The sequence below is a fragment of the Rathayibacter sp. VKM Ac-2804 genome, assembly GCF_009866655.1.
Lineage (GTDB): Bacteria > Actinomycetota > Actinomycetes > Actinomycetales > Microbacteriaceae > Rathayibacter.
In genome coordinates, this window is the sequence record NZ_CP047420.1 from 2,759,721 (window position 1) to 2,778,925 (window position 19,205).

The following is a 19,205-nucleotide window of genomic DNA, read 5'->3' on the forward strand; positions in this document are numbered from 1 at the left end:
GCCTCCCGGCTACTCCTCCGACTCCTCCGCCGCCGGCTTCTTCGCGCGGCTGGGCTGCACGCGGGGCGGCTCCCCCGGCATCTTCGGGAAGTCGGGCGGGAACGGCAGCTCACCCAGGCCCGCGGAGAGGTCGCGCTCCCACCAGCCGAGCAGCACGTCGAGCCGGCCGGGCGCGTCGTGCATCCGGGCCCACAGGTCGCCGGTCGTGCTCAGGCGCTCGGGGACGGTGCGGATCGTGAAGGCGGTCGGATCGACGCCGTCCAGCTCCTCCCACTCCAGCGGGCACGAGACGGGCGCGTGCGCCAGCGGACGCGGGCTGTAGGCGCCGGCCATCGTGCGGTCGCGGTTGGCCTGGTTGAAGTCGACGAAGATCCGCTCGCCGCGCTCCTCCTTCCACCACGCCGTCGTGACCTGCTCCGGCATCCGCCGCTCGAGCTCGCGGGCGGCGGCGATGACGGCGTGCCGCACGTCGAGGAACTCGTGCTCGGCGACGATCGGCGCGAACACGTGCAGCCCGCGATTGCCCGAGGTCTTCACGAACGACTCCAGGCCCGCCTCGCGGAGCACCTCGCGGAGCGCGTGCGCCGCGACGACCGCGTCGGCGACGTCGGTGCCCGGCTGCGGGTCGAGGTCGATGCGGAGCTGGTCCGGACGGTCGCTGTCCTCGGCGCGCGACGCCCACGGGTGGAAGACGAGGGTGTTCATCTGCGCGGCCCAGACGGCGACGGCGGGCTCGTCGATCACGAGCTGCGGGTGCACGCGGCCGCTCGGATAGGTGACGGGGACGGAGCGGACGTACTCCGGAGCGCCCTTGGGCGGGTTCTTGGAGAAGAACTGGTCGCCGTCGATGCCGGAGGAGAAGCGCTGCAGCGAGATCGGCCGGTCGCCGTTCGCGGCGACGAACGCCTCGCCGACCGCGATCAGGTACTCCGCCACCTCGCGCTTGGTGATGCCGGGCTCCGGGAACAGCACGCGGCCCGGGCTGGAGAGGCGCACCTCCCGGTCGCCGTGCGGTCCGGGGACGGTGAGGACGACGGCGTCGCTGCTGGGCATGTCAGCGAGGCTAGCTGGCGCCGCCGCCGGGCGACAGGGGCCCGCCGGGGCGGCGGCGCAGGCGGATCGGGCCCTTCGCGCGCGACGGATCGACGATCTGCCCGCCCTGGACGATGTCGATCTCGCCGCGGTCGACGAGGCGGCGGGCGGCGCGGCGGACCGGCTCCATCAGCGGCCGCCACTCCTCTCCCCCGACGCGGCGGGCGACCTCGGACGGGCAGGCGGTGGAGGACGCGGCGCGCGCGAGGAGGACGGTGCGGATCTCCTCCTCGAGGCGCTGCTCCTCGGGGCCGACGCCGCGGCGGCGGCAGGCGTCGGAGCAGTAGCGGACGTTCTCCCAGTCGCGCGCCCACTTGGCGCGCCACTCGATCTCACGGCCGCAGGAGGCGCAGGTCTTGTTCTCGGGGCGGGTGCTCGACTCGCGGGGGCGGTGGGCCATGCTCACGAGTCTGCGCGCTGCGGGACGGGGGTGCCACGGGTTGCGCGGGGAGCGGACGCGGGGGCCGTGTGGCGGCGGGGGGCACGGTGGGGGTGGTCCGATCTGCAGGTGATCCGAGGGAAGCAGCACCCCCGTGCGCGGGTGGGAGGGCTCTCGCCGTCGCGTCGCCTGTAGATCGGACGGACGGTGCGGGCCTCGGGGAGGCGGAGGCGGGAGTGTCATACTCCGCAATGAGGCGAGCGGCCCCTGCCCGGTGCGACAGGCTGGAGGGGCTGCGCTGCGGCGCGAGGGCGGGCCCGTTCCGCGCCGCCACCCCGATCGATCTGGAGTCTCCGATGAGCCGTGAGAACCTCGCCACCACGTCCGAGTCCACGCCCGCGGGCGACCCGCGGCCGCACGCGGCCTTCGCCGGGCTCTCGCCCGCGGACTTCAAGCTCGCGTTCCGCAACCACGCCGCGGGGGTCGCGCTGATCACGGCCGATCCGGGGACCGGACCGGTCGCGCTCACCGCGACCTCGGTCTTCTCGGTGAGCGCGGAGCCGCCGCTGTTCGTCTTCTCGCTGTCGTCGGCCTCGTCCAGCTCGCCGGCCATCCAGGCGTCGGAGACCCTCGTCGTGCACCTGCTCGGAGCCGAGCAGCTCGACCTCGCCCGCCTCGGCTCGACCAGCGGCATCGACCGCTTCGCCGACACCTCGATCTGGTCGCGGCTGCCGACCGGCGAGCCGTACTTCCCCGGCGCGTCCGCGTGGATCCGCGGCACCGTCATCAACCGCATGGAGGCCGGCTCGTCGACCATCGTCGCCGTGCACGCCCTCGAGGCGCACGTCCCCGACGACTCCGACGCCACCGCGCCGCTGGTGTACCACAACCGCACGTGGCACCACCTCGGCGAGCACTCCCGCCTGGGCTGACGCCCGCGGGCGGCCGGCCCATTCCTCAAAAGTTGCGGTAGTCGAGCGCGACTACCGCAACTTCGGAGGAGTCGACGGCGGAGCCGACGCGCAAGGCCGCGAGCACGCAAAAAGTTGTCGTACTCGAGCGGCCACTACGACAACTCCTGCGGACCCGACGCGACGCAGGCGCACGCGGCGCCGGCGAGCAAGCAGAAGTTGCGGTAGCCGGGCGCGACTACCGCAACTTCTGAGGAGTCGGCGGCGCCGACCGCGGCCGCGGCCGTGAGTGCGCAGAAGTCGTCGTACTCGAGCGGCCGCTAGGACAAGTTCTGCGGAGTGAGCGGTGAGCGGGGCTCTCGGACGATGTTCTGGTCTCGGGTGGGTCTACTTGGAAGAGATGCATGCAGACATGCTGGTCGAGTAGCCCCGGCAGGGGCGTATCGAGACCCACCACCGCAAGGACGCCGGTCTCTTCCCCGCCCTGCGCTGGCGCCGAAGGCGCCCCCTCCGCTCGATACGCGCTCCGCGCTGCTCGACCGGCAGAGGGGGTGCGCTCCGCGCTGCTCGACCGGCAGAGGGGGTGCGCTCCGCGCTGCTCGACCGGCAGAGGGGGTGCGCTGCGCGCTGCTCGACCAGCAGGAGGGGGCTAGGCGTGCGGGCCCGTGGCGACGGGGCGGGCGGCCGTGTTCGACCACTGGGACCAGGAGCCGGGGTAGAGGGCGGGGGCGAAGCCGGCGAGGGTGAGGGCGACGGCGTCGGCGGCGGCGGTCACTCCGGAGCCGCAGTAGACGCCGACGGGGGCGTCCGAGCGGACGCCGATCGACTCGAAGCGCGTGCGCAGGGCGGCGCCGTCGAGGAAGCGGCCGTCGGCGTCGACGTTCTCCGTCGCGGGGGCGTTCCGGGCGCCGGGGATGTGGCCGGCGCGGGGGTCGATCGGCTCGACGTCGCCGCGGTAGCGCTCGGGGGCGCGGGCGTCGAGCAGCACGCCGGTGGACGGCAGCGCGGCGGCCTCGTCGATGTCGAGCACCGGCAGGGCGCCGTAGGCCAGCTCGACGTCGCCCGCGACCGGCGTCACGGGGCCGGCCTCGAGGGCACGACCCGAGCCGGTCCAGGCGCGCAGCGAGCCGTCGAGCAGGCGCACGTCGGCGACTCCGGCGGCGCGCAGCAGCCACCAGGCGCGCGCGGAGGAGAGGTTCTTCAGGTCGTCGTAGACCACGACGGCCTGCCCCTGGCGCAGTCCCCAGCCGCGCGCCGCCTCCTGCAGCGCCTCGATCGGGGGCAGCGGGTGGCGGCCGTCCTCGGGGGCGGCGTGCGCGGCGAGCTCGTGGTCGAGGTCGACGTACACGGCACCGGGGATGTGGCCCTCCGAGTACGCGGGGCGGCCGTCGGGCCGGTCGAGGCGCCAGCGCACGTCGAGGACGAGCGGGGGCTCGGGCGACGCGAGCGCCGCCTCCAGCTCGTCGGGGGTGACGAGCACGTCGGAGCGGAGGGTGGTGGTCATGTCGGTCCTCTCGAGGGGTGCGCTCACAGCGCGGTACCGGGATTCAGGATGCCCTGCGGATCGAAGACCCGCTGCACCGCGCGCTGCAGGGCGACGACGTCGGGGCCGAGCTCGCGGCGGGCCCAGTCGCGCTTGAGGGCGCCGACGCCGTGCTCGCCGCTGACGGTGCCGCCGAGCTCGAGGGCGAGGGCGAAGACGGCCTCGGCCGCGGCGTCGGCCTGGCGGCGGGACTGCTCGGAGTCGTCGCGCAAGCGGATGATCGGGTGCAGATTGCCGTCACCCGCGTGCGCGAAGACGTAGACGTCGGCGCCGGTGTCCGCGGCGATCGCGTGCACGCGGCGGATCGCCTCGGCGAGACGGGAGCGGGGCACGGCGATGTCCTCGATCAGCACGCGGCCGCGGGCCTCGATCGCGGGCAGGGCGTCGCGGCGGGCGCTCGCGAGGGCGAGCCCCTCGGCCGGGTCGAGGGTGGTCTCGACGCTGAGCGCGGTGGCGGCGAGCACCGCGCCCACCTCGGCGATCTCCTCGGCGGCGCCGAAGCCGTCGGTCTGCACCAGGAGGAAGGCGCCGCCGCGGCCGGCCAGGCTGGAGCCGCGCAGGGCGTCGATGGCTTCGAGCGTGCGGTCGTCGACCAGCTCGAGGACGCTCGGGCGCAGTCCGGCACGGGCGAGGGCGACGGCGGCCTCGGCGCCCGCGGCCACGTCGGCGAAGAACGCGGCGGCGGTCGCGGTCGCCCGCGGCCGGGGCAGCAGGCGGAGGGTCGCGCCGACCACCACGCCGAGACTGCCCTCGGAGCCGACGACGAGGGCGGTGAGGTCGAGGCCGACGACGCCCTTCACAGTGTCGCGGCCGAGGTGGACGAGCGAGCCGTCGGCCAGGACGACGTCGAGGGCGAGGACGGCGTCGCGCGTGACTCCGTACTTCGCGCCGCGCAGGCCGCCGGCGTTGGTGGCGATGGTGCCGCCGATCGTCGCGATCTCGACGCTGCCGGGGTCCGGGGCGTAGAGGAGGCCGTGCACGGCAGCGGCGCGGTCGAGGTCGGCGGTGATGACGCCCGGCTCGACCCGGGCGACGCCGTCGACGGGGTCGATCTCGAGGATGCGGTCCAGGCCCGAGACGTCGAGGACGAGGACGCCCTCCCCCGCGCTGGCGCCGCCGGCGAGTCCGGAGGCGGCGCCGCGGGTGACGACGGGGATGCCGTGGGCGGAGGCGCGCCGGAGCGCGGCGCGGACGTCGTCGACCGAGCGGGCGCGCACGACGCCGAGCGGGGTGCCGCCGGGCGACCAGCCGGAGCGGTCGGCGGTGGGGACGTCGCGCTCCAGGAGCACCGGAGCGGGGGCGAGCGCGCTCACTCCGCGAGCCGCTCGATGACGGGCGCGGCGACGGCCGACGCCTTCACCCGCTCGAGGAACAGGATCACCGTCGCCGCGGCCGAGCGGTGCGTCGCGTCGTTCAGCGCGTCGTGGCGGCCGTCGGCGAGCACGTGGATCTCGGCCCGTGGGGCGGTGCGGTAGACGGCGACCGCCTCCGCGAGCGGGCTGATCGCGTCGGCCGCGCCGTGCAGCGCGAGCAGCGGGACGGTGACGGCACTGGCGGCGACGGCGAGCAGCTCGGGCGGCAGGGCGGCGTCGCGCGCGGCGGAGTCGGTCTCGCGCTCGAGGACGCCGGCGTGGTTCGGGCAGGCGGTCCGCTCGCCGATCCCCCCGCCGCTCTCGGCGCGCACGGGCAGTCCGGCGAGGACGACGGCGTCGACGGGCTCCGTCGCGGCGAGCTCAAGGGCGACCGCCGCGCCGGCGTCGGAGCCGACGAGGACGAGCGGCGCGATGGTCGAGGGGTCGCGGAGGAGGGCGAGCGCGGCGTCCCGGACGCCGGCGGCCGTCGCGTCGCCGAGGGCGCGGACGCGGTACGCGTCGCGGGCGATGCGGGCGCCGAAGCGCTCGTAGACGGCGGGGGTCTCGCCGCGGCCGCCGAGGACGACCAGGGTGCCGCGCGGAGCGATGCCTTCGGGCTCGTCGAAGGCACGGGCGGCGCGCGCGGCGGTGGGCGGGTGGGTGAGGGTCATGGGAGGGACTCCTTGTTCGGGCGGGCGAGAGGGTGGGTGTTCGGAGGGAGGTGGGTCTCGATACGCCCCTGCGGGGCTACTCGACCAGCATGCAAGCGCCCCTGCGGGGCTACTCGACCAGCATGGAAGCGGCTTCGCGGGGGTGCTCGACCAGCCTGGACGCGGGATCGAGCGGGTCAGCGAGCAGGTCTGCGAGCGCGAGCGGCGCGACGGCCGCGGCGCGGCCGCGGAGGCCGAGCAGGAGCTGCAGGCGCTCGTTGACGGGGGCGGGCACGCCGGCGCGGCGGGCGAGCAGCACGATCTCGCCGGTGAGGTGGTCGATCTCGCTGCTCGTGCCACGGGCGGCGCTCTGCCAGGTGGACAGCCGGCCGGCGGTGTGACCGGGCACGGGATCGACGGCGAGGCGGGTGCCGTCGTCGGGGGCGACCGCCGGCCCGTTCGCGGCGAGGACGGCGCGCGCCTCCGCGACGAGCAGGTCGCGCGCGGCGGCGCGCTGCTCGGCCGGGCCCTCGAACAGGTCGAGGCCGTTGGCCGCGTTGACGAGCAGCTTGCGGGCCTTCCAGGCGCCGATGTCGGGCACGGCGCGGGCGGCGAAGCCGGCGCTCCGGAGGATCGCGGCGAACTCCTCCGCCCGCGGGTCGGCGGCGTCGGGGTGCCGGCCGATCCAGAGCACGCCGACGGTCGGGAAGGAGGGCGAGACGACCTCGCCGGGCACCAGGAAGCTCGCGGCGATGCCGATCGACACCCCGTAGACCGCGGCGAAGCGGCGCAGCGCGCTGTCCTCGGTGGCGAGTCCGTTCTGCAGGGTCAGCACCGGCAGCTCGGCGCCGGCCCCGCCCCCGGCGAGCGGCGTCCAGGCCCACTCGGCGAGCGCCGCCTCCGCGTCCTGCGCCTTCACCGCGAGCACGAGGACGTCGCCGCGCGCGGGCGCCGCCTCCGCCGGGCCAGCGGCGACGGGCAGCCGCACGATCTCCTCGCCCCCGGGCCGGCGCACGCGCAGCCCGTTCTCGCGGAGGAGCCGCAGGTGCTCCCCGCGCGCCACGAGCACGACCGGCTGCCCGGCCAGGTGCAGCTGCGCGGCGAGGACGGAGCCGACGGCCCCGCCGCCGATCACGAGGAAGCGGCCGCTCACGGGCGCACCGCCGCTCGGCCGGGGATCGCCGCGAGCAGGGTGCGGGTGTACTCCGCCGCGGGCGCGCCGAAGACGCGGGCGGTGGTGCCTGCCTCCTGCACCCGCCCGCGGTCGAGGACGACGACCTCGTGGGAGACCTCGGCGACGACGGCGAGGTCGTGCGAGACGAAGAGGTAGGCGACGCCGAGGTCGCGCTGCAGCTCGACCAGGAGCTCGAGGATCTGCGCCTGCACGGACACGTCCAGCGCGGAGACCGGCTCGTCGAGGAGCACGAGGTCCGGGCCGAGGGCGAGCGCGCGGGCGATCGCGACGCGCTGGCGCTGACCGCCGGAGAGCTCGGCCGGCAGCCGGGAGAGGAAGGAGCCGGGCAGCCCGACCCGGTCGAGCAGCTCGCGGGCGCGCTCCAGCCGCGAGGCGCGGTCGCCGATCCGGAAGGAGACCAGCGGCTCGACGACCGACTCCAGCACCGTGAAGCGCGGGTCGAGCGCGGCGGACGGGTTCTGCTGCACCAGCTGGATCCGCCGGCGCAGCGGCCGCCACTGCCGGTCGCTCGCCGCGGTGAGGTCCTCCCCCTCCACGAGCACCCGGCCGCTCGACGCCCGCTCGAGGCCGAGAGCGATCCGCAGCGCGGTCGTCTTGCCCGAGCCCGACTCCCCCACCAGCGCGAGGGTCTGCCCCGCGCGGATCGAGAAGGAGACGTCGTCGAGCGCGCGGTACGGCGGGCGGCGGCCCGGCAGCGCGAAGTCCTTGACGACGTTCTCGACCCGGACGATCTCCGGAGCGGGCTCGACGTGCTCGAAGCGCGGCACGAGCTCGCCGCCGAGTCCGGGCGCCGCCGCGAGCAGCTCGCGGGTGTACTCCTCCCTCGGCGCGACCAGGATCTGCGCGGGCGGGCCCTGCTCGACCACCTTGCCCTCCCGCAGCACGAGGACGCGGTCGGCCCGGTCGGCGGCGACGGCGAGGTCGTGGGTGATGATCAGCAGCGCGATGCCCTGCTCGCGGACGAGCGACTGCAGGTGGTCGAGCAGGCGCTTCTGCACGGTGACGTCGAGGGCCGAGGTCGGCTCGTCGGCGATGATCAGCCGCGGCCGGCCGGCCAGCGCGATCGCGATCAGCGCCCGCTGGCGCAGCCCGCCGGACAGCTCGTGCGGGTACTGCCGGGCGCGCAGCTCCGGATCGTCGATGCCCGACTGCCGCAGCGCCTCGAGCACCTCGGCGTCGACGGAGCGGCGGTCGACGCCGCGCAGGCGCACCGCCTCCGCCACCTGGGCGCCGATGCGCAGCGTCGGGTTCAGCCCGACCATCGGGTCCTGCGGGACGAGGCCGACGAACCGCCCGCGCAGGTGCCGGAGCCGCTTCTCCGCCGCGTGCGTCACGTCCTCGCCGGCGAGCGCGATCGACCCGCCGGTGATCCGGCCGCCGGAGGGCAGCAGGCCGAGCACAGCGTTCGCGGTCGTCGACTTGCCCGAGCCGGACTCGCCGACCACGGCGACGATCTCGCCGGGCGCGATCTCGAGCGAGACCTCGTGCACGACGGTGCGCTCGCCGTAGGCGACGCTGAGCCGGTCGAGCCGCACGAGCGGGCCGGCCGCGGCGGGGCCGGCCGCGGCGGACCCGGCGGCAACAACGGCGGCGCTCATCGCTGCACCTCCTCGAGGCTCTTGGCCACGTGGTTGAGCGCGAAGACGAGCAGCCCGACGAAGAGCCCCGGCAGCAGCGACAGCCACGGGCTCGTGACGAGGTAGTTGCGGCCGCTGGAGATCAGCGTCCCCCACTCCGCTGCGGGCGGCGCCGCGCCGAAGCCGAGGAAGCTCAGCGCGGCGATCGCGATGATCGCGGTGCCGAGATCGAGCACGGCCAGCACGGCGACCGGCCCCCAGGAGTTGGGCAGCACGTGCCGCACGAGCACGCGCAGCCGGCTCGCCCCTCCGGTGCGCGCGGCCTCGACGTAGGGCAGCGTGCGCACCCGGAGCACCTCGGCGCGGGTGGTGCGCGCGAAGCCGGGCAGGATGCCGATGCCCACGGCGAGCGCCACCGGCAGCGTGCCGAAGCCGATCGCCGTCACGATCGCCAGGGCGAGCAGCAGCCCGGGGATCGCGAGCAGCACATCCACGATCCGCATGATCACCGCGTCCACGACTCCGCCCGCGGAGCCGGAGACCACGCCGAGGGTCAGCCCGCCGACCAGGGCGATCGCGAGGGCGATCACCGTCGCCTGCACCGTCAGCGCGCCGCCGTGCAGGACCCGCGCGAAGAGGTCGCGGCCCAGTTCGTCGGTGCCGAAGAGGTGCGCGAGGCTCGGCGCCTGCAGCTTGTCGGTCGGCGCGGTCGCGGTCGGGTCGACGCCGGTGAAGAGCGCGGGAGCGATCGCCGAGGCCAGCACGAAGAGCACGAAGACCAGCGCCAGGACGAAGCCCGGGCGGCGCAGCAGCAGGCGGAGGATCCGCGCGCGGCGGGCGCCCCGGCCGTGCGCCGCGCGGGTGAGCGGCTCGGGGGCGACGAGCGCCTCGGGCCGGGTGAGTTCGAGAGTCATGGTCGGCTCGCCTTCGGTGTCGAGGTGATGCGCGGATCGAGGAGGGGGTAGAGCAGGTCGACCAGGAGGTTGATGCCGACGAACACGACGGCGGCCAGCACGACGATCGCCTGGACGACCGGCACGTCCTGGGTGAGCACCGACTCCTGGGCGAGCGTGCCGATGCCCTGCCGGGCGAAGATCGTCTCGGCGACGATCGCTCCCGTGACGGTGTTTCCGGCCAGGATCCCGAGGATCGTCAGCGTCGGCAGCGAGGCGTTGCGGAAGGCGTGCCGCCACTGCACCGCGCCGCGGGAGAGGCCCTTGGCGCGGGCCGTCGTGATGTACGCCTCCGCCTCGACGTCGGCGAAGCTGCGGATCAGCACCTGGGCGAGCATCGCCGAGGTCGGGATCGCCATGGTCACCGCGGGCAGGATCAGGCTCGCCGGGGTCGCGCTGCCGGTGGAGGGCAGCAGGTGCAGCGAGAAGGCGAAGAACTGGATGAGCAGCAGGCCGATCCAGAAGCCGGGGAACGCCACACCCGCGGAGGGCAGCCGGCCGAGCACCGTCTTCAGCGGCGCCCAGCGGACGTACGCCGCCAGGTAGGCGAGCACCGTGCCGCCGATCAGCGCGAGGCCGATCGCCAGGGCGCTGAGCTGCAGGGTGCCGGGCAGCTTCTCGGCGATCAGGTCGGTGACCGGGATCCCCTTGGTGATCGAGGTGCCGAAGTCGCCCCGCAGCGCATTGCCGAGCATCGTCGCGTACTGCTGCCAGACCGGCTGGTCCAGGCCGTAGCGCGCCTGGGCCTCGGCGAGCTGCTGCGGGGTGAGCGAATCCACCTCGACGTTGTTGGCCGAGAGCAGGAGCGCCAGCGGATCGCTCGGCAGCAGCCAGAGCACCGCGAAGGTCACGGTGTACGCGGCCCAGAGCACCAGCACCGCCTGGCCGAGCCGGCCGAGGAGGTAGGGGCCGAGGCCCGAGGGGGCCGAGCGGGTGCCCGGCCTCCCCGGTGCGATCCCCGGTGCCGCCGCCGGGGCCGAGGCCGAGCCGAGCGCGGTCACGGCTGGATCCAGGCGTCGGCGAAGTCGCCGAACGCCTCCGAGGTGAAGCGGAAGCCGTGCACCGCCGACGAGACGCCCGCCAGCTGGACCCGCTCGGCGAACGGGAAGACCAGTGCGTTGTCGATCAGGTAGTCCTGCAGCTCGCCGTAGACCTCGGCGCGGGCCGCGGTGTCGACCGTCTGCACGCCCTCGTCGAGCAGGGCCTGCACGGTCGCCGCCTGCTCGGCCTCGAGGCCGTTCGTCGCCTGCGCCTTCGAGCCGGCGTAGCGGGAGTCGATGATCCACTGGATCACGCCCGGGTCGGCCCGCGTGTAGTAGGTCGAGATCAGGTCGTAGTCGCCGCTGTTCAGCACGTCGGCGCGCTGGGCGTTGGTGATCACGTTCAGCTCGAGCTCGATGCCGACCTGCTTCAGCTGGTCCTGGATCAGCTGATCACCGGCGCCGAACTGGGTGACGATCGGCACCGACAGCGTGAGTCGCCGCCCGTCCTTCGAGCGGTAGCCGTCGTCGCCGAGCTCCCAGCCCGCCTCGTCCAGCAGCTCGCCCGCGCCCTCGGCGTCGAAGGCGAGCTTCGACGCCTCGTCTTCGTAGAACGGAGTCGTCGTGTTGTAGATGCTGGTCGCGGCCGGGTAACCGGCGCCGAAGACCGTCGTCGCGTAGGTCTCGCGGTCGATCGCCTTCTGCACGGCCTGCCGCACCCTCTCGTCCGAGAGGATCTTCCCCTCGGCGACGTTCGGGTAGTAGTTGCTCGCGGGGCCCGGCAGCGAGCGGCTCTCGACGGTGTCGCCGGAGCCGGTGATCACGGCCTGGTCGTTCTCCGAGATCGGGTTCCGCGGCCAGGCGATGTCGATCTCGTCGCTGGTCAGCTGCCCGACGCGGACGCTGTCCTCGGCGACGTAGCTGATGTCGATCCCGTCGAGGTGCGCCTCCCCCGTGTTCTCGCGCAGGGCCGAGCCCCAGGCGTACCCGTCGCGCTTGTCCAGCGTGATGCCGGTGCCGGGGGTGTAGCCGGTCAGCGTGAACGGGCCGGAGCCGACGATCCCGCCGAGGCAGCGCTCCTCGGGCGTCTTCTCGTAGGACGAGGCGGCGAGGATCGCCAGGTTGGTGGTCGAGGTGCCCTGCAGGAACGCGGCGTTGGGTGTGGAGAAGACGACCTTCACGGTGTCGATGTCCACCACCTCCGTGCCGGAGTAGCCGGCGAGGTAGACGCCGCCGTAGGCCGAGGGCAGCTGCCCGAGGGTGGCCTTGTCGTTGTCGAACGAGGTCTTCACGCTCTCCGCGGTGAAGGGCGTGCCGTCCGAGAAGGTGACGTCGGTGCGCAGGTCGAAGGTGTACTCGGTGCCCGCGTCGTTGACGCTCCAGTCGGTCGCGAGCCAGGGCTGGATCTCGCCGGTCTCCGGGTCCTGGTCGGTGAGCGAGTCGGCGACGTTGCGGATCACGGTGCGGTGCTCGATCCAGTAGGTCTGGAACGGGTCGACGCAGGAGAACGCGGCGTTGTCGGGGAAGAAGGCGAGCGAGAGCCGACCGCCGTCGACCGGGGTCGCGTCGTCGGCGGCAGTGCCCGCGCCCGAGGCGCCCGAGCAGGAGGAGAGGGCCAGCGCGGAGGCGAGGGCGAGCGCGGCGGCGGCGGTGCCCGATCGTCGGAGGGGGCGTGAGCGGTGGAACGTCATGGCGGTGGTCTCCCGTGCAGAGAAGTCGGAGTGCGGGGTGTCGGAGTGCGAGGGTGTCGGAGTGCGGGCTGTCTGAGCGCGGGCTGTCAGAGCGCGGCGGCAGCGAGTGAGCGCGTGCCGGCGGTCAGGAGGGCGGCGTCGTCCTGCGGCGGGTGCACCCGGGAGGCGAGGACGTCGCGGAGGTGCCGCTCGATCGGGTGGTGCCGGGTGAGTCCGGGGTTGCCGAGCGCGGCGACGGCCGTCTCGACCGCGGTGACGGCCGAGCGGGTGGCGAGCAGCTTGCCGACGACGAGGCGCTCGGCGGCGCGCGGATCGCCCGCGTCCACCCGCGCGGCCAGCGAGAGCAGCACCTCCTCGGCCTGCACCAGCTGCGCCTGGATCTCGCCGGCGACCGAGCGGATCCGCTCCGTGGTGGCGATCGGCCGGCCGAGCGAGGTCGGGACCCGCTCGTTCGCGAAGCGCACGAAGAAGCTCTGCGCCGCCCGCCCGACACCGACGTAGAGCGCCGCGACGGCGAGGCCGAAGCCGCCGGCCGCCCCGGCCTCGGGCGCGAGCTGCGAGCGGGGCGTGCCGCGGAAGTGCTCGAGCGGCAGGCGGACCTGCTCGTAGACCACGTCGTGCGTGCTCGAGGCCCGCTGGCCCAGGTGGTCCCAGGTCCGCTCGATCCGGACGCCGGGGGCGTCGCCGGGCACGATCGCGTGCGCGAGCTCGGGCTCGCCCGACGCCCCGCCGTGATCGACCGCCCAGACCAGGTGGTACGCGAGCCCCTCCGAGCCGGTGGCGAAGCCCTTGCGGCCCTCGAGCAGCCACCCGTCGCCGTCGCGGCGGATCGTCGTGGCGGGCAGGCCGCCCCGGGCCGGAGCGCCCCACTCGGGCTCGGCGCGCACCGCGTTGAGCAGCACGGGGCGCTCGGCGGAGTCGGCGAGCACCGAGCGGTAGAGCGCCTCGGGCCACAGCGCGGCGCGGTCCTGTGCGGCGTGCTGCAGCACGGTCATCGCCGAGATCAGCGCGACCGCCGGGTCGCCCTGGCCGAGCGCGCCGAAGACGCGGACGAGGTCGACGGTGGAGGCGGGCGTGCCGCCGTAGCGCGTGCCGACTCCGAGGGAGAGCAGTCCCGCCTCGTGCACGGCATGGATCCCCTGCCAGGGGAACTCGGCGGTGCGGTCGTAGTGCTCGGCGGTCTCGGCCAGGCGGGCGGTGACCCGGGCCAGCGCGCGGTCGGAGAGGTCGGGCGCGGGCAGGACGGGCGCGGGGAGCACCGTGGCGGGCGCTCCCGTGAGCAGCGTCACGCGATCGCCCCGGCGAGCTCGGCCTCGAGCGGCGGCTGCGCGACGATCTCGCCGCGGTGCCCGGTCGCCTCGCGGTGCGCGAGCTCCTCGCGGACCAGCGGGATGACGTACCGGCCGTAGTCGACCGCGTCGTTCAGGTTGTCGTAGCCGCGGATCGAGATCAGGTCGGCGCCGAGGTCGACGTAGTCGAGGATCGCCGCGGCGACCGTCTCCGGCGTGCCGACGAGCGCGGTGGACGCGCCGGCCGCCCCGGTGGCGGTCGCGGTCGGCGTCCAGAGCGCGCGGTCGTGCAGGTCCTTCCGCCGCGCGATGTCGAGCAGGCGCTGCGAGCCGACGTTCGCCGGGCCGGTGGCGCTCGGCGTCTGCACCCAGAGCCCCTTCTCGCCCTTGCGCGGGTTCGTCGTGCCGCCTCGGCTCTGCAGGATGCCGAGGATCCGGTGCGCCTTCTCCCAGGCGAGCTCCTCGGTCGGCGCGATGATCGGCCGGAAGGTGACCCAGGTGCGCGGGGTGTCGGTGCGGCCCGCGGCGAGCGCCGCGTCCGCGATCCGGTCGATCTGCTGCTGGGTGTCGGCCAGCGGCTCGCCCCACAGGCCGAAGACGTCCGCGAGCGCGCCGCCCTGGCGGTAGGCCTCGTCGCTCGAGCCGCCGACCGAGATCGGGATGGTGCCGCGCACCGGCCGCACCCGCGAGACGAAGTCCTCGAAGCGGTAGTACTCGCCCGCGTGGTCGAACGGCTCGGTCGCCGACCAGACCTTCCGGAGGATGCGGAGGTACTCCTCCTGCCGGGCGTAGCGCTCGGCCTTGCTCAGCCGGTCGCCCTCGCGGGCCTGCTCGTGGTCGTTCCCCCCTGCGATGAAGTGCACGACGGCCCGGCCGCCCGAGAGCTGGTCGAGGGTGGCGAGCGCCTTCGCCGCGACGGTCGGGTAGACCGTGTTGGGCCGGAGCGCGACGATCGGCTTCAGGTGCTCGGTGTACTGGGTGACCGCGGCTGCGATGGTGAACGGGTCGTGCCCGGCCGAGCCGTAGGGCACCAGCGTGTAGTCGAAGCCGCCGTCCTCGAGGATCCGGGAGTAGCGGCGCAGATAGGCGACGTCGATGGCCGGATCGGCGAGGCCGTTGACCTCGTTCGAGTGGTTGACGTTGATCGCGGAGATGAACTCGACGGTCATGGGAGGTCCTTTCGAGAGGGTGCGCGGGCGCACCGGGGAGGCGCGCGGGCACGCCGGAGGAGCGCGAGAGGGCGCGGAGAGAGGGACGCGCGGCGGCCGCGGAGGCGGGCGGAGGCGCGCAGAGGCCGGGACGGGAGCGGCTGGTGCCGGCCGTCGGGCGGAGGAGTCGGGCGGAGGAGTCGGGCGACGCGGAGGCGTCAGCGGGAGACCGGACAGGAACATCCGCGCACCGGCGCGAAGGGGTTCCCGTCCGAGGACATTCGAGCGCCGGGCATCCGACCGGCGGAGCCGATGACGCCGATGCTCCCGCGGCTCGCTGCACCGGTCGCGCCGAGGAACGCGGCGGCGGTGAGGGCGGGCGGGAAGGTCATGGCTCCGACGCTACGGCCGAGGTGCTCCGGGCGTCCAACGATGATTCCGGATGCGTTCCGATCGGCGATCCCGATCGTTGGTAACGATTCGTCACACCCGCGTCGGGCGGCCGGCGACGGTGGTCACACTCGCGCGCCCGCGGGCACCGCGACCGGCCGTGCCCGCACCGTGCCGAAGACCTCCGCGAGCGCGGCGAGGGCCGTGTCCTCCACGTCCGGGGCGAGGCCGCGCCGCGAGACCAGGCGGAGGTTGACCGAGCCCAGCGCCGGCAGATCGTGCCGCACGACGAGTCCCTCGGCGACCGTGCCGCGGTGCGCGGTCGGCAGCACCGCGACTCCGACACCCGCGCGGGCCGCCGCGATCACGCCCTCCGGCCCGGCCGACTCGGCGACCACCCGCACCTCGTGACCGAAGGCGCCGAGCTGCTGCAGAGCGCGCTGGCGCATCCCGCACGGCTCGGAGTAGGCGACGAGCGGGATCGGCGCGTCCTCCGGCGGCTGCCAGCCGGGTGCCGAGTACCAGTCGAGCGGGAGCGTCGCGACCTGGCGGCCCGGCAGGTCGCCGCCCACGCCGAGGATGACCGCGAGATCGACGACACCGCGGGCCACCGCCTCCGCCAGGTGGGTGGAGCGGTCGAGCGTGAAGGTGAGCGGCCGGTCGTCGAAGGCGCGGTGCAGCGTCTCGAGCAGGCGCGGCAGCAGCTGCTCCGCGGCCGGCTCGGTCAGGCCGAGGGCGAGCGGGTTCTCGCTCGCCGCGTCGAGCAGCTCCAGCGCGTCGTCGTGCACGGCGAGGATGCGCCGGGCCTGCACGAGGAGGCGCTCGCCGGCCGGTGTGAACCGAGTGCGCCGGCCGACCTTCTCGATGAAGGTGCGCTCGAGCCGCCGCTCGAGGGTGCGCACGTGCTGCGAGACCGTCGGCTGGCTGATGTGCAGGGCGACGGCCGCCCGCCCGAACCCGCCGCAGTCGGCGATCGCCACGAGCGTGCGCAGATGGACGATGTCGAGCGTCTCGGGCATCCCCCGACGCTACGCAGCCACCCGACCCGGGGCGACCGACGGCGCAACACGCGGACATCTCCCCTGCGCACGCGAACGGCCGAGGTCCCCGCTGCTGCGGAGCGCCCCGGCCGTCCCGTGCGAACGCCTCTCGGATCAGGCGCCGGAGATGCCCACGTACCCGTTCGGCTGCCAGTCCCAGAGCGCCCGGCCGTTGGCGCTGCGCACTACGAGGTTGCCGTCGTTCTGCATCGTCAGCACCGATCCCGGATTGCCGCCGGTCCCGGAGGACCACAGCGCTCGGCCCGAGGCGCTGTAGACGACCGCGTTGCCGTCGTTCTGCATCACGAAGCGGTTGCCCGCGCCGGAGGTCCCCGTGCTCCACAGGGCGACGTCGCCGGAGGGACTGCCGTAGTACACGACGACGTTGCCGTCGCTCTGCAGCACCGTGCGGACGTCCCCGCCTCGCGAGCGGAGGAACTGGCCGACGGAGAGCTGCGCGCCGGGCACCAGCGAGTCGCGGTACGCCGGGCTTCCGCCGTCGCTCGACCAGAGAGCGCGGAACGAGCTCGAGTAGAGCACCAGGTTGCCGTCGTTCTGGAGCACCAGCTGGGCGCCGTTGAAGCCGGACGTGCCGGTGAACCACACCGCCGCTCCGCCCTGATAGCTGACGAGGTCGCCCGACTCGAGAGCGAGCCGCGTGCCGCCGCTCGTCCCGGCACTCCAGCGGACCCCGCTCTGCCCGATGACGACGAGGTTGCCGTCGTTTTGGTAGACGGCGCGGTAGCGGCCGTCGGCGGAGGCGAGCGCCTGACCGCGGTCGAGCTGCCGACCCTCGACGAGGGTGGTCTCGCCGCGGCTCGCCCAGAGCGGTGCCGCCGTGGCGGAGTAGGAGACGAGGTTGCCGTCGGCCTGGATCGCGAGGAACGACGGCTCCCCGCGGCCGTTGCTGCCGCTGGCCCACAGCGCCGCGCCCTGCGCGGAGTAGATCACGATGTTTCCGTCGCGCTGCAGCGTGAGCAAGTTGCCGGCACCCGAGGTGCCACTGACCCAGAACGCCCCACCGTTCGGGTCGTAGACGACCGCGTTGCCGTCGGTCTGCATCACGAAGCGGAAGACGCCCTGGCTGCCGAGGTTCGACCGAAGCTCCTCACCGGCCTTCAGCGTCGCTCCGACGGCGAGCCGATCGCCGGTCGCGACGGCCGCGGCGGCGGCCTCCGTCGAGACCCGCGAGGCGGGAGCCGCGAGCGCCGGACCGGCGACGGCTCCGCAGGTCAGGGTGGTGGCGAGGACGACGGCCGCGAGGCGGCCTCGAGTGGACAGGATCATGTGGTTCCCCCGGTGGATCGATCGCCCGCGGCAGTGCGGGTCCGCTCATCCTGGCAGTCGCGCACGACGGCCCGCCGACGCCGTTCTCACGATCCGATCACGGCCGCACGACAACGCGGCCCCTCCCCCGACCCGCCCTGTCGGACGGTCGTGGAAGGGGCCGCGCGGGGGTGCGGATCAGTGCGCGAGCACCGGCTCCGCGGACGCTCCGGACGAGACCGCCAGGCCCGCCGAGCGGCGGCGGAACAGCAGCACCGAGAGCACCGCGCCGAGGGCGAAGAAGCCCGCTCCCCAGCCGTAGGCGACCGCATAGCTCTGCACCGCCGCCTCCGCCGCGGTGATCGCCGTGGTCGGGGTGTGCGTGAGGAGGTAGTCGGTGACCGCCGTGGCCGCGAGCGTGTTCAGCAGCGCGGTGCCGATCGAGCCGCCGACCTGCTGGCTGGTGTTGACCATCGCCGAGGCGACGCCGGCGAAGCGCATGTCGACTCCGCGGGTGGCGGTCTGCATCGAGCCGGGCATGATCGAGCCCATCGCGAAGCCGAGCACCATCAGCGCCGGCAGCACGTCGGCCGCGTAGCCGCTGTCGAGGTCGAGGCGGGTGAGCAGCAGCATGCCGACCACGCCGAGCAGCATGCCGAAGGTCACCATGATCTTCGGGCCGAAGCGCGGCAGGAGCAGGTTGGTCGAGAGCTGCGCGGCGAGCACGAGCATCCCGATCATCGGCAGGAACGACAGCCCGGTCTGGATCGGCGAGTAGCCGAGCGAGACCTGCAGGTAGTAGGTGACGAAGAGGAAGATCCCGAACATCCCCGCGCCGGCGATCAGCACCGAGAGGTACGCGGCGCCGCGGTCGCGGTCGAGCACGATCTGCAGCGGCAGCAGCGGGTGCTCGGTGCTGCGCTGGCGGAGGACGAAGCCGACGAGGAGCACGACGGCCGCGGCGAGCGGCACCCAGGTCATCGGCGAGTCCCAGCCGTCGGTCTCCGCGTTGGCGAAGCCGAAGACCAGGCCGAAGAGGGCGGCCGAGACGAGGATCGTCCCGGGCACGTCGAGCCGCGGGCGCGGGCCGACCCGGTCGATCGTCGGCACGAAGACGATGGCGCCGATGACCGCGACGACCGCGATCACGACGTTGATGTAGAGGTTCCAGCGCCAGTCGAAGCTCTCGGTCAGCACGCCGCCGAGCAGGAGGCCGACCGCACCGCCGGCCCCGGCGATCGCGCCGAAGACGCCGAACGCGCGCGCCCGCTCCTTCGGGACGGTGAACGTGGTGGTGAGCACGGCGAGGGCGGTCGGCGCGAGGAGGGCGCCGAACACGCCCTGGAGCGCGCGGGCGGCGATGAGCAGCTCGAAGTTGGGGGCGGCACCGCCGAGCGCGGAGGCGATGGCGAACCCGATCAGGCCGATGATGAACGTGCGCTTGCGGCCGATCAGGTCGGAGAGGCGCCCGCCGAGCAGCAGGAGGCTGCCGAAGGCGAGCGAGTAGGCGGTGACGACCCACTGGCGGTCGCCGTCCGAGAAGCCGAGGTCGGCCTGGGCGGCGGGGAGGGCGATGTTCACGACGGTGGAGTCGAGGACGACCATGAGCTGGGCGAGCCCGACGGCGACGAGCGTCCACCAGCGGCGGGAGGACGGGGCCGGAACCGCGGGGGCGGCGGAGTCCGGCAGTGATGTGGTCTGCGACATGGAGGAGACCATATACGAGACTCGCTAGTTTCGGAACTGCGG

16 protein-coding genes are annotated in these 19,205 nt (G+C 74.4%); 1 reads left to right on the forward strand and 15 read right to left on the reverse strand.

Annotation, left to right across the window (positions count from 1 at the left end; all coding sequences use genetic code 11):
- Positions 1-9: 9 nt before the first annotated feature.
- Positions 10-1,053: a non-homologous end-joining DNA ligase gene (ligD, locus tag GTU73_RS12980; protein ID WP_208543667.1), complete on the reverse strand. Its 1,044-nt coding sequence runs from the start codon at positions 1,051-1,053 to the stop codon at positions 10-12.
- Between the two features lie 10 nt (positions 1,054-1,063).
- Positions 1,064-1,492: a DUF2256 and DUF3253 domain-containing protein gene (locus tag GTU73_RS12985; RefSeq protein WP_160090099.1), complete on the reverse strand. Its 429-nt coding sequence runs from the start codon at positions 1,490-1,492 to the stop codon at positions 1,064-1,066.
- Between the two features lie 335 nt (positions 1,493-1,827).
- On the opposite strand from GTU73_RS12985, the gene GTU73_RS12990 reads away from it, so the two are divergent.
- Positions 1,828-2,403 carry a flavin reductase family protein gene (locus GTU73_RS12990; protein ID WP_160090101.1) on the forward strand — a complete coding sequence of 192 codons (576 nt, stop codon included), beginning with the start codon at positions 1,828-1,830 and terminating at the stop codon, positions 2,401-2,403.
- 628 nt (positions 2,404-3,031) lie between these two features.
- Here the strand turns inward: GTU73_RS12990 and GTU73_RS12995 are convergent.
- From GTU73_RS12995 to GTU73_RS13055, 13 genes are all read right to left on the reverse strand, one after another.
- Positions 3,032-3,886: a sulfurtransferase gene (locus GTU73_RS12995; RefSeq protein ID WP_160090103.1), complete on the reverse strand. Its 855-nt coding sequence runs from the start codon at positions 3,884-3,886 to the stop codon at positions 3,032-3,034.
- Between the two features lie 23 nt (positions 3,887-3,909).
- Positions 3,910-5,238: an FAD-linked oxidase C-terminal domain-containing protein gene (locus GTU73_RS13000; protein ID WP_160090105.1), complete on the reverse strand. Its 1,329-nt coding sequence runs from the start codon at positions 5,236-5,238 to the stop codon at positions 3,910-3,912.
- Positions 5,235-5,948: a lysophospholipase gene (locus tag GTU73_RS13005; RefSeq protein WP_160090107.1), complete on the reverse strand. Its 714-nt coding sequence runs from the start codon at positions 5,946-5,948 to the stop codon at positions 5,235-5,237. Before GTU73_RS13005 ends, GTU73_RS13000 begins: the two co-directional genes overlap by 4 nt.
- A 109-nt stretch (positions 5,949-6,057) precedes the next feature.
- Complete coding sequence (locus tag GTU73_RS13010; RefSeq protein WP_160090109.1) at positions 6,058-7,080, reverse strand: 2-dehydropantoate 2-reductase N-terminal domain-containing protein; 1,023 nt, start codon at positions 7,078-7,080, stop codon at positions 6,058-6,060.
- Positions 7,077-8,720, reverse strand: coding sequence for an ABC transporter ATP-binding protein (locus GTU73_RS13015; protein WP_160090111.1), 1,644 nt, complete (start codon positions 8,718-8,720; stop codon positions 7,077-7,079). Before GTU73_RS13015 ends, GTU73_RS13010 begins: the two co-directional genes overlap by 4 nt.
- Positions 8,717-9,613, reverse strand: a complete 897-nt coding sequence (locus GTU73_RS13020; RefSeq protein WP_160090113.1) for an ABC transporter permease — start codon at positions 9,611-9,613, stop codon at positions 8,717-8,719. Before GTU73_RS13020 ends, GTU73_RS13015 begins: the two co-directional genes overlap by 4 nt.
- The gene (locus GTU73_RS13025; protein ID WP_244231631.1) at positions 9,610-10,653 is read right to left on the reverse strand and encodes an ABC transporter permease; all 1,044 of its coding nucleotides are present in this window, start codon (positions 10,651-10,653) and stop codon (positions 9,610-9,612) included. Before GTU73_RS13025 ends, GTU73_RS13020 begins: the two co-directional genes overlap by 4 nt.
- Positions 10,650-12,323: an ABC transporter substrate-binding protein gene (locus GTU73_RS13030; protein ID WP_160090115.1), complete on the reverse strand. Its 1,674-nt coding sequence runs from the start codon at positions 12,321-12,323 to the stop codon at positions 10,650-10,652. The genes GTU73_RS13025 and GTU73_RS13030 overlap by 4 nt, the downstream gene beginning before the upstream one ends.
- An 86-nt stretch (positions 12,324-12,409) precedes the next feature.
- Positions 12,410-13,612 carry an acyl-CoA dehydrogenase family protein gene (locus GTU73_RS13035; RefSeq protein ID WP_160090117.1) on the reverse strand — a complete coding sequence of 401 codons (1,203 nt, stop codon included), beginning with the start codon at positions 13,610-13,612 and terminating at the stop codon, positions 12,410-12,412.
- Positions 13,609-14,781 carry an LLM class flavin-dependent oxidoreductase gene (locus GTU73_RS13040; protein ID WP_160090119.1) on the reverse strand — a complete coding sequence of 391 codons (1,173 nt, stop codon included), beginning with the start codon at positions 14,779-14,781 and terminating at the stop codon, positions 13,609-13,611. The genes GTU73_RS13035 and GTU73_RS13040 overlap by 4 nt, the downstream gene beginning before the upstream one ends.
- A gap of 494 nt (positions 14,782-15,275) precedes the next feature.
- The gene (locus GTU73_RS13045; RefSeq protein ID WP_160090121.1) at positions 15,276-16,169 is read right to left on the reverse strand and encodes a LysR family transcriptional regulator; all 894 of its coding nucleotides are present in this window, start codon (positions 16,167-16,169) and stop codon (positions 15,276-15,278) included.
- 135 nt (positions 16,170-16,304) lie between these two features.
- The gene (locus GTU73_RS13050; RefSeq protein ID WP_160090123.1) at positions 16,305-17,477 is read right to left on the reverse strand and encodes a hypothetical protein; all 1,173 of its coding nucleotides are present in this window, start codon (positions 17,475-17,477) and stop codon (positions 16,305-16,307) included.
- Between the two features lie 177 nt (positions 17,478-17,654).
- Positions 17,655-19,163, reverse strand: a complete 1,509-nt coding sequence (locus GTU73_RS13055; protein ID WP_244231632.1) for an MFS transporter — start codon at positions 19,161-19,163, stop codon at positions 17,655-17,657.
- Positions 19,164-19,205: the final 42 nt, after the last annotated feature.